The 10,429-nt window shown below is 66.2% G+C and carries 8 protein-coding genes and 1 tRNA gene; 4 read left to right on the top strand and 5 right to left on the bottom strand.

Going from position 1 to position 10,429, the window contains the following annotated elements; genetic code table 11:
- Positions 1–438 precede the first annotated feature (438 nt).
- The 3 genes from AB0K34_RS22100 (at position 439) to AB0K34_RS22090 (ending at position 5,165) form a co-directional block, all read left to right on the top strand.
- Entirely contained in the window at positions 439–4,140 is a 3,702-nt protein-coding gene (locus AB0K34_RS22100) for an AAA family ATPase (protein ID WP_205719661.1), read from the top strand.
- Between the two features lie 25 nt (positions 4,141–4,165).
- Complete coding sequence (locus AB0K34_RS22095; protein ID WP_205719662.1) at positions 4,166–4,390, top strand: NERD domain-containing protein; 225 nt, start codon at positions 4,166–4,168, stop codon at positions 4,388–4,390.
- 229 nt (positions 4,391–4,619) lie between these two features.
- Complete coding sequence (locus AB0K34_RS22090) at positions 4,620–5,165, top strand: hypothetical protein (protein WP_205719663.1); 546 nt, start codon at positions 4,620–4,622, stop codon at positions 5,163–5,165.
- A 38-nt stretch (positions 5,166–5,203) separates the two neighbouring features.
- On the opposite strand, the gene AB0K34_RS22085 is transcribed toward AB0K34_RS22090, so the two are convergent.
- From AB0K34_RS22085 to AB0K34_RS22070, 4 genes are all read right to left on the bottom strand, one after another.
- Positions 5,204–5,551 carry a helix-turn-helix transcriptional regulator gene (locus tag AB0K34_RS22085; protein WP_171069431.1) on the bottom strand — a complete coding sequence of 116 codons (348 nt, stop codon included), beginning with the start codon at positions 5,549–5,551 and terminating at the stop codon, positions 5,204–5,206.
- Between the two features lie 311 nt (positions 5,552–5,862).
- Positions 5,863–5,936: transfer RNA gene (locus AB0K34_RS22080), tRNA-Pro, on the bottom strand.
- Positions 5,937–6,012: 76 nt separating this feature from the next.
- A complete protein-coding gene (locus tag AB0K34_RS22075) occupies positions 6,013–6,597 on the bottom strand; it encodes a methyltransferase domain-containing protein (RefSeq protein ID WP_364550563.1) in 585 nt (194 codons plus the stop codon).
- Positions 6,594–7,493: a metallophosphoesterase gene (locus AB0K34_RS22070; protein WP_301173884.1), complete on the bottom strand. Its 900-nt coding sequence runs from the start codon at positions 7,491–7,493 to the stop codon at positions 6,594–6,596. The genes AB0K34_RS22075 and AB0K34_RS22070 overlap by 4 nt, the downstream gene beginning before the upstream one ends.
- Positions 7,494–7,586: 93 nt before the next feature.
- On the opposite strand from AB0K34_RS22070, the gene AB0K34_RS22065 reads away from it, so the two are divergent.
- Complete coding sequence (locus AB0K34_RS22065; protein WP_138641248.1) at positions 7,587–8,039, top strand: GatB/YqeY domain-containing protein; 453 nt, start codon at positions 7,587–7,589, stop codon at positions 8,037–8,039.
- Between the two features lie 34 nt (positions 8,040–8,073).
- On the opposite strand, the gene AB0K34_RS22060 is transcribed toward AB0K34_RS22065, so the two are convergent.
- Positions 8,074–10,356 (bottom strand): transglycosylase domain-containing protein, encoded by a 2,283-nt coding sequence (locus tag AB0K34_RS22060; RefSeq protein WP_364550560.1) that lies wholly within the window; start codon positions 10,354–10,356, stop codon positions 8,074–8,076.
- Between the last annotated feature and the right edge of the window lie 73 nt (positions 10,357–10,429).

Genomic DNA, 10,429 nt, shown 5'->3' with positions numbered 1-10,429 from the left:
GCCGTCTAACAGGGGCTTCTTCGCTTCACCGGCCGAACGCCAGCATCGCGATCACTTCGTGATCACCATCTCCCCAGACCGATGAAAAAGGGTCAGTCACGCTGCCGCCAGCACCGCACTCCCAAATCGGCGTCAATCGTCTGATCAATTGCGTTCATGTATGCGCTCATCGATCGAGGGACTCTGCACGCAGCCGCGGACACCGCCGCGTTATGACCCCGTTCGCGTCGGGGCGTCATCTGGGACGCGCGTGAGCGACTCAGAGTGGCGACCGAGCATGATGACGAACCATGGGGCTGATCGGAAGACTGTTCCGGCGCTAGATGATAGACCTGTTGTGTGGCCGTAATTCAGCACCTGTCGATGAGGGTCCCCTGGCGAGACCGTCCGTGGGATCAGTTCATCTGTGACGACCCCTTGAGTAACTCGTCGTGCACGTTGCTCGCCGCGATCGGCAGGCGACGGGATGACGCGTTCGAGGTCACCCACTCGAGCGCTGGGATCGATAGCCTCGATCAGGACCGGCTACCGTGCCTTAGCGAGCGCGCGACATTTATGTCACCGTTGGGATACTCCGTCGTCAAACAGCACCCGTACCGGCATAACAGTGCGCTAAAGGGCAAGCTGTACGACACCCCCGTCACTCTTCCTGGGTACGCGTTCGAGGCAGTTCCGTTCCGCTGGATGAACCGCGAATCCTTCGCGCAGGAGATCGGGCATGACCGAGTCCCCTCCTTCAACCTGACCGCGGAAGAGGTTGCTGATGCCACACTGCGCTATACCCCGCCTTGGGTGATGGACGGAGAAAACCAACGTGCCATCATGGAGGCATTCTTCGAGCCCGTCGCCACGGGCGATTCGTTGGTCTTCGCCTACCTGAAGCACTCGCCGCTTCAAGAACAGCGCACCGACCGACTACTGGTCGGTGCCGCACGGGTCACGCGCGTCACTCCGCCTGCAATGTGGGATCAATCGGAAGACGCGCCGTTCAGGTCCTCCATGTGGGAGACGATTGTCGAGCACTCGCTACGTGTCGACATGACCGACGGGATCTTGCTGCCCTACCAGCAGCTCATTCCTCTGATGGACGAGGGAACCGACGTCGACCCGGCGCTCGCATGGGCTCCTGAGGGTCGCACGGTCGAGTTCTCGTACGTGACCGAGCATCTCTCCGACGATGCCGCCCTTGAGGCGCTGGCCTCTCTCCAATCAGCTGCCGAAGGCATGCGGGGACTGGGCATCGAGGTACCTGACGCTGGCCGTGAGTGGCTGCAGAGTCAGATCGAGCGACTCTGGCAGCTGCGTGGTCCCGTTCCAGGCCTACCGGGCGTGCTCAAGGTAATCGGCGTCCAGCAGCCGTACGTGGCAGCGCGAGCAGTGATCGGAGAGGCTGGAGACGAAACTGACCCGTGGGACCTCCTGCAGACGGTCTTCACCGACCCGTCTGGCGCGCCGAGCACCATAAAACCGCACATCGGTGCCCTCCAAGCCAGGATCTGGAAGAAGGTGCCGTCCGAGCGTCAGGCTGTCCTGCGGTTGCTCTCCGGCTTCGACATCTCCCCGGCCCAGGTGCAGATGCTGCTCGAAGGTGATACCGAGGTCGAAATGGTGGCCGAGGACCTGCTGGAGAACCCGTACCTTGCTTCAACCTGCACCTACGGCATGGTAGAGCACGTTCCGTTCACGACCGTCGACCGTGCGTTGTTTCCGTCGACACACGTCACCTGGAAACCTCCGATTCCCGATAAGCTCGAACTGGAGGGCCATCTCGACCGGCGCCGGATCGAAGCACTGCTGACCGATGTGCTCGAACGGCAAGGACGGCAGGGTGACACGGTCGTACCAGAACACGAAACCATCACGCTGGCAAACGATGTTGCACTTGCCCAGCCGCCTGCCCTGACCACGACGATCTTGGCAGGCCTCGATCTGGACCATGATGGACTCAACGAGTGGAGCGAGTGGTCACCACTGACAACTCTCTCGCTCGCTCATGGCCAACCTGCGTACAAACTCACACGCTTCGAAGAAACCTCTTCCGTCATTCGGGACTGGGTCGAGGCTCAGGAGAGCCGGGTCCCCTACGGGCCGGTCACGGACGCCAGGACAGCGCTGGACAATGCGCTGGACCAGAACCAGGACGTCACGGGAGACATCGACGAATTGGAGGACCGCGCCCGCACCGAGAAGGCTGCCGGTCTGTCTGCGCTCCATGAGGCGCCGCTTTCGGTGCTCATTGGGCCGGCAGGAACGGGTAAGACCACGCTGCTACGTGCCTTGGTTGAGTATCCCGAAGTTGCCGTCGGCAACGTCCTCCTCCTTGCGCCGACGGGTAAGGCGAAGGTCCAACTGGAAACCAAGGTCAAGTTGCCCGCCAGGACGCTTGCGTCTTATCTGAGCAGCACCAAGAGGTACGAGGGGGAGACGGGCCGTTATCTCGTGTGGGGAGACCAGCAGCCACGGCACAACTATGCGCTGGTCGTCATCGACGAAGCATCGATGCTTACCGAAGAGATGCTCGCCGCTACCCTTGATTCCCTTGCTGGGGTCAAGCGACTCATCCTTGTCGGCGACCCGCGCCAGCTACCACCAATCGGCGCTGGCCGTCCCTTCGTCGACCTCGTCAACAAGCTCCGGCCTGACAAGTTCAGCAGCTGGGTTCGGGTTGCACCCGGCTACGTCGAACTACAGGTGCCTCGGCGGCAACTCGCTGATGGTAGCCATGGTGAACGGCACGACCTCGAGCTGGCGGCCTGGTTCGGCGACAACACCCGAGGGGCGGCCGACGAAGCCATTTGGGCAGAGCTGGCCGCCAACCCCGATCTGCCCACCGTGCGATACGTGCCCTGGAGCGACCGGACTGCTGTTGAGGTGCTGACTGACGAGCTTGAACATAATCTCAATCTCGACGGCGACCCCGACCCGATACGAGCCTTCGCGCTCACCTACGGCGGCGTGATCAACGGCCCCTACCTGAACTGGCAGGTCGGCGCGGGTAAGGACGCCGAAAGATGGCAGATCCTATCCCCGACCCGATCACGAGCGTTCGGCACGGTAGAGCTGAACCGCCACATCAAACGCACGTATCGGGGCGGCGACACCTCGTGGGCACAGAAGAACACCCCGAATGGCAACATCCCGAGGCCTATCGGACCCGAGCTGATCGTTCGCGGTGACAAGGTCATGCAGACCACCAATAAGAAGCTGTCTGCGTGGCCCAAGCACGGCGGAATGAACTACGTTGCGAACGGAGAAATCGGCGTCGCCATCGGATATGTGACGCCAGCAAAGAAGGCGCCGAAGAATAAGCTTCGCCTCAACGTCGAGTTTTCCTCACAACCCGGATTCCAGTACTCGTACTGGCCGACGGATTCTGATGACGCGCTACTCGAACTCGCATGGGCGGTCACCGTCCATAAGGCGCAAGGATCAGAGTTCGACACGACGTTCCTCTTCCTCCCTGCTCGGGCCAACGTCTCTCGCGAGCTCATGTACACCGCCCTCACCAGGCAGAAGGACAAGGTCGTCATCCTGCATGAGGGCACACTCTCCGACCTGCGGGAGCTCGCGCAGCCCTGGCGCTCGGAGACCGCTCGGCGGCTTACCGACCTGTTCGAGGTTCCACACCCGGTAGAGCTCGAGATCCGGGGCGAGGGTCGCCGCTTCGACCGGAAGCTGATGCATGTTTCAGCAAGCGGTATCCCGATGGCGTCGAAGAACGAGGTCATCATCGCCGGTCTTCTCGACCGACTTGTTCCAGGTCATTGGCGATACGAAGAGCCTCTGACCGGTTCCGACGGACGCGTCGTCCTCCCTGATTTCACGATCGCGGCTGCCGATGGGCGAACGGTGTACTGGGAGCATGCGGGCATGCTCGACCTACCCGACTATGCCCGGAAGTGGGAACTCAAGAAAGCCTGGTACGCCGACAACGGCATCCTTCCGCACGACCAAGGTGGCGGATCGAACGGCTCACTCATGTGGACTGATGACCTCGACGGCGCCAATGCGAAGGCCTGGTTGATGCTCGCTTCCGAGGTTCTTGGGGTAACGCCGGCCACGATTCCGAAGTCATCGGGCGACAAGCAAAGCCAAGCACGGCGAGTCAGGAGGCAGGCGCGACGGCGTCCAAGGCAGTAGGGAACGAAGCCGAGTGCCAGGTTGGATGCTCGAAGATCGATGGACGACGGTCACGGAGTCCCAGTTCGAGCATGAGCGGCGCGGCCTGGAGGCGATTCGGGAGCAGCTGCCAGACGCTGATCCGTGGCGCGCACGGTCGAACTTCACGTTCACCGCCAACACCGGCCACATCCGGGAGGTGGACCTGCTGGTCGTTACCCCCGGTGGCGTCCACATGATCGAACTGAAGAACTGGCATGGCCGCGCCTAGCCACCAAGAACGGCACCTGGGTGCAGACGACGCCGACCGGACGCCGCGTCCCGCATGGCAACCCGCTGCATCTGGCCAACCAGAAGGCCAAAGAGCTCGCCGGGCTGCTGGCCCAGAAGGGCGAACGCGTGTGGGTCGGTGCTGGGGCGTGCTTCACCGACTCTCGCTGCGGGTCCGGCTGCCGGTGGGTGAGCAGCACAGTGTGCAGACCATCGATGAACTCCTGTAGATGCTCCGCCGTCCCCCGAATGACGAGCGACGGCGGATCACCGGTCCCCGCTCCCGGGCGATCAAGGCCGCGCTGGACCGGGTCGGCATTCGCCGCAGCGAGGCGGAGTTCAAGGTGGGCCCGTACCTGCTGGAGCGCAACGCGTTCGACACGGGCCCGACCTGGGCCGACCACCTGGCCCGGCACAGTGAACTGCACGAGCCGGCGCGGCTCCGGATCTATCTGAGCGAGCGCGGCGCCGACACCTCTATACGGCGGTCGGTGGAGAGCGCCGCCCGGCGTGGGGCCGACGTTCTGCAGCGGTTCCGTCATCCGGGCGTGGTCCAGCTGAAGCAGTACGACCCATCCGGTCACTCCGCCGGCCCCGCCCTTGTGCTCGACTGCGACCCCCACACTCTGCGGCTCGACGAGTACCTCTTCCGCTACGGCGACAAGCTTGGCATTCTCGACCGTATGGCCCTGGTCCGGCAGCTCGCCGGGACCGTCCGCTCTGCCGAGTTGCGCTGCGGTCGCTGCTGCTCGTTCTGTCGGCTGTCGCTTGCCTGAGCGGTCGCCGGCGTGGGGGGCGGTGTACGCGGCTGACATCACCAAGAGGCCGCGACGTGTCCGGCCGCTGCTGCGACGGCGGCACGGGCTGGTGCGCTGGCGGCGGCAGCGGTGACCGCGAGGCAGGTCAACAGCTGGCGGCGCCGCACATCGTCCTCCGCGGGTGGGTGGATCGTCACCGTAGAGGTGATGCCCAGTGCGGCCGGGGTGATCTCCAAAACTTCGGCGAGGCGGCGAAGGGTGGATAAGTCGTCCAGGGCCTGGGCGCCGGTCTCCAGGCGGGAGATGGTGGAGTGTGAGCAGTGGAGGGGGTCGGCGAGGTCGCGCTGTGTCCAGCCGCGGGCGACACGGGCAGACAGGACGAGCATTCCGAGGCTCGGGCTCATGGCGGCCCCCCGGATCAGAGGAACGAGCTCAGGAGAGTTATGCCCGCCGAGCGCTCGTCCGAGCCATGGTTGAGTGACCCTGGCTGGGTGCATCGTCCGGATCGTGTCGGGTGGCTCGCTGGCAGCGTCGCGAGCGGGTGGGCAGAGACTCAGGTTTTGAACGGTGGAAGGACGAGGCGGTTGTCTCTCGGCGCTGGTCTGGGGCGGACGGTGTCCGTGGGTGGTGGCGGAGTTCGCGGACAAATGACGGACAAAAGATCTTGAGGCCGGTCTCCTGGGTGGAGATCCGGCCTCTGATCTGGCGTTTTCTGTCGGGGTGGCGGGATTTGAACCCACGACCTCTTCGTCCCGAACGAAGCGCGCTGCCAAGCTGCGCTACACCCCGGTTGGTGGCTGCCCGGGAGTCGTACGTTCTCCCGGCGCCTAGTCCACCTTAGCGGATGTCTGGGGGTGCTGCGTCCCTATTTACGGGCTGTGAAGGCGGTCACTGCGCCGGTGGGGGTGAGCTCTAGGTCTCTGAGGCCGGCGTTCGTCAGCCAGGTGCGGAGGTCTTCGGTGGTGCCTGGGGTGCCGAAGACGCCTAGGCGTTGGAAGGCGGTGATCAAGGGGTCGCGGTTGGTGCCTCGGGCCAAGGTGGTGCCGCTGAGGGTGCCGCCTGGGCGTAGGACGCGGGTCAGTTCGGCTATGGCTGCGGCTGGGTCGTCCAGGCAGTGGAGGCCGTTGTAGGTGACGCAGGAGTCGAAGGTGGCGGGGTGGAAGGGGAGGGCGTAGATGTTGGTCTGGACGAGGGTGTTCGTCTTGCGGCGGGCTCTGTGGAGCATGGTGGCGGAGAGGTCGGCGGCTACGTGGCGGGGGCCGCGGACGGCCATGCCGCCGCCGCAGGGGATGTCCAGGGTCAGGGCCGTTGGGTCTTGGGTGGAGATGGCCCTGTGGAGGTTGGCTATGTCGTAGTTCCAGAGGATGCGTGCACCGAGGCGGGAGAGTGCGCGGTTCTGGACGGCGTAGTCGTAGAGGGTGGAGAGGGCGGTGGCGGTCTTCCAGTTCACGTACGGGGGACGAGGGTCAGCAAGGACGCCTCTGGGGGGCAGCAGAAGCGCATGGGGGCCTTCGGGGACGTGCCCAGGCCCGCGGAGACGTGCAGCCAGGAGCCCTGGTGCCGGTGCAGGCCCTTCACGCGGGGGCGGTCGAGGCCGCAGTTGGTGGCGAGGGCGCCGTAGAAGGGGACGCAGACCTGGCCGCCGTGGGTGTGGCCGGCGAGGAGGAGGTCGTAGCCGTCGGCGGCGAAGCGGTCGAGGTTGCGGGGTTCGGGGCTGTGCATGACGCCGAGGTGGACGTCCGCCTGCGGGTCGACCGGGCCGGCGATCTTGTCGTAGCGGGCGCGGTCGATGTGGGAGTCGTCGATGCCGCCGAACTCGACGTCGAGCTCGCCGACCTTGAGGCGGCCGATGCGGTTGTTGAGGTCGAGCCAGCCGGCGGCCTGGAGGGACGAGCCGAGCTCGCGGTACGGGAGGTCGGGTTCGCGGCGGCGGCCCTCGTAGTCGGACTTGCTCGTCCGCCAGACGTAGCGCAGGGGATTCTTGAGGACCGGGGAGTACAGGTCGTTGGAGCCGTACACGAAGACGCCTGGGCGGTCCAGGAGGGGGCCTAGGGCGTCCAGAAAGGGGCCTATGGCGTCGCGGTGGGAGAGGGTGTCACCGGTGTTGACGACGAGGTCGGGCTCCAGGGCGTCCAGCGAGCGGACCCAGTGGATGAGGCGCGTCCTGCCGGGGGTGAGGTGCGCGTCGGAGATGTGCAGGATCTTCACCGAGGGGCGGCCCGGCGGCAGCACGGGCACGTCGACGCGGCGCAGCCGGAACCAGTTCCGCTCGATCACCGATGCGTACCCGAAGGTCGCGGCTCCCGCGCCCAGGAGGCCCAGGGGCACGGCGTAGATCTTTCGCACGACTCTCCCTTCTCAGGGTCCCATGCTTTCAGACATGGGCACCGCGCGGTAATCCTGATGAGGCAGAAGGTACGGGACGGGCATGATGTTGGCATGACCCTGAAGGAGAAGCTGGAGACCGATCTCGCGTCCGCGATGAAGGCGCGCGACGAGGTGCGCACGCGCACGCTGCGCATGGCGCTCACCGCGGTGAAGACCGAGGAGGTCGCCGGCAAGCAGTCGCGCGAGCTGTCGGACGACGACGTCGTCAAGGTGCTCGGCCGGGAGGCGAAGAAGCGGCGCGAGGCGGCGACGGCGTTCGCCGACGCGGGGCGCGCCGAGCAGGCGCAGGCGGAGCGGGACGAGGGCGCGGTGCTGGAGGAGTACCTTCCGGCGCAGCTGGGCGACGCGGAGCTGGCCGCGCTGGTCGCGGACGCCATCGCGGAGACGGGTGCGGCGGGGCCGCGCGCGATGGGGCAGGTCATGAAGGTCGTGAACCCGAAGGTCGCCGGGCGGGCCGAGGGCGGCCGGGTCGCGGCCGAGGTCAAACGGCAGCTCGCGGAATGACGAAGGGCCCGGCGTCGCGCCGGGCCCTCGGTCTTTAGTCGGGCTTCTTGCCGCTGCTCACGTAGAGGATGACGGTGGTGCCGGGCGGGACCTCGCTGCCCGCGTCCGGTGACGTCGAGACGACGGTTCCGCGTGGCTTGTCCGAGTCGACGGAGCCGGAGGCGACCTGGACCTTCAGGTCGGCCGCGGTGAGCTTGGCCCTGGCGGCGTCCACCGTCTGGCCCTTGACGTCCGGGACGCTGGTGGTGTCGCCGAAGTCGCGGGACGGGGTCTGGAAGCCGGGGGCGGGCTCGCCGGCGAGCGCCCGCTGCATGGACGTCCGCCAGAGCGGGCCGGGGATGGTCGCGCCGTAGATGCCGTAGACCTTGTACTGCCAGGGGCCGCGGAAGTCCCAGTAGGCGACGGCGGACGCGAGGTTCGGGGTGAAGCCGGCGAACACGGCGCAGGTGAACTCTTCACAGGTGCCGGTCTTGCCGGCGGCGGGGCGGCCGATGCCGAGCCCGGCCGCGGTGCCCTTGGTGAGGACGCCCTGGAGGATCGAGTTCACCTTGTCGGCGACGTCCGGGTCGAGGGCCTGGTGGCAGTCCTGCTTGGGCAGCTTCAGCTTCTTGCCCTGCGGGTCGACGACCTCGGTGACGGAGACGGGCGAGCAGTACTTGCCGCGGGCGGCGAACCCGGCGTAGGCGGCGGCGAGGTGCACCATGTCGACGTCGTTGACGCCGAGGACCTGGGACGGGGTCGGCAGCAGCGCGTTGCCGTTGCCCTGCTTCATCCCGAACTTCTCGGCCATCTTCACGGCGTTGCAGACGCCGACGCGCTTCTCCAGGAAGGCGTAGAAGGTGTTGACGGAGTGCCAGGTGCCGGTCTTGAGGTTGAAGTTGCCCTGCTCGCTGTCGCCGGCGTTGGACACCGTCCAGGGCGCGCCGCCGCCGACGAGGTCGTTCTCGTACTTCTTGCCCTGCCACGTCCCGGTGTAGCGGCACGGCTGGAACCCGCCGACCGTCACGGTCTGCGGGGAGTTGATGGTCGTGCTGACCGGGATGCCCTGGTCGATGGCGGCGGCGAGCGTGAAGACCTTGAAGGTCGAGCCCGCCGACACACCGTTGCCGCCGCCGTGGTGGGCGTCGGCGGGGAGGTTGATGGTCGTCCGGCCCTTGCCGGGGCCGAACCGCTTGCTCACGCCCATCGCCTTGATCCTGCCGGTGCCGGGCTCGACCATCGCCTGGGCGGCGACGCGGTTGCCGCCGGGCGGGACGGTGCCGCGCAGGGTCTTGTCGACGGCGTTCTGGTCCTGCATGTCGAGCGTGGTGCGGATCGTGTAGCCGCCCCGGTTCAGCTCGTTGACGACGTTCTGCTGCTCCTTGGGCTTGAGCTGCCAGTACTTGCCGTCCGACAGGATGTTGAGCATGTCGTACTTCACGTACTCGCAGAAGTACGGCGCCTTGCTGGACTGGCAGCCGCCGACCGGGTCGGTGCGGTTCAGCTGGATGGGCTTGGCGGCCTCTTGGTCGGCCTGGGCCTTGGTGATGTGCTGGAGCTGGGCCATCCGGTACAGGACGACGTCACGCCTGTGACGCGCGTCCTTGGGGTTGCGGATGGGGTCGTACGCGGTCGGGTTCTGCGTGATGCCGGCCAGAAGGGCGGCCTGGCCGAGGGTCAGTTTGGACGCCGGCACGCTGAAGTAGCGCTTCGCGGCGGCCTGCACCCCGTACGCGCCTGCACCGAAGTAGGCGATGTTCAGGTAGCCCTCAAGGATCTGGTCCTTGGTCATGCGCTGCTCGATGTCGAGAGCGAAGCGGAGCTCGCGCAGCTTGCGTCCGACCGTGGGCGCGGTGGCTTCCTGGTACTCCTCCTGCGTGCGGGCACTGTCGACCAGGAGGTTCTTCACGTACTGCTGCGTGAGCGTGGACCCGCCCTGGGTCTGCTCGGACTCGACGTTGGACGCCAGTGCGCGGATGGTGCCCTTCAGGTCGAGCGCGCCGTGCTCGTAGAACCGCGAGTCCTCGATGTCGATCATGGCCTTGCGCATGATCGGGGCGACCTGGTCCAGCCGGACGGACTCGCGGTACTTGTCGAAGAACGTGGCGACCGGCTTGCCGTTCGCGTCGTACATCACCGTCTTCTCGGACGGCGGCGACGTCTTGAGCTGGCTGTCCATGTCGTCGAAGTTGTTCGCGGCGTCGCGCGCGGTGAGCCCCGCGCTGCCGACGGCCGGCAGTGCGATGAGGGCGACGATGAGACCCGCCACCACCCCGGCCCCGAGCAGCCTGAACAGCGTGGAAGCGGACTTGACCCGATCGGTTTTCACAACGCGCACGTGGTCTAGGGTACGCGGGACGAGCAGTGCATTAGGGACAGGTCCCCTGCGTCACCACGTTCCGGTCTCGGTT

The organism is Actinomadura sp. NPDC049382, from assembly GCF_040677125.1.
GTDB classification, from domain to species: domain Bacteria; phylum Actinomycetota; class Actinomycetes; order Streptosporangiales; family Streptosporangiaceae; genus Spirillospora; species Spirillospora geliboluensis.
This window is presented reverse-complemented; position numbering and strand designations above follow the sequence as displayed.

Bases quoted from the DNA above. Each gene is read 5' to 3' on its own strand.
- AB0K34_RS22095 (WP_205719662.1), top strand. From the start codon at position 4,166: ATGCTCGAAGATCGATGGACGACGGTCACGGAGTCCCAGTTCGAGCAT.
- AB0K34_RS22065 (WP_138641248.1), top strand. From the start codon at position 7,587: ATGACCCTGAAGGAGAAGCTGGAGACCGATCTCGCGTCCGCGATGAAG.
- AB0K34_RS22090 (WP_205719663.1), top strand. From the start codon at position 4,620: ATGCTCCGCCGTCCCCCGAATGACGAGCGACGGCGGATCACCGGTCCC.
- AB0K34_RS22085 (WP_171069431.1), bottom strand. From the start codon at position 5,551: ATGAGCCCGAGCCTCGGAATGCTCGTCCTGTCTGCCCGTGTCGCCCGC.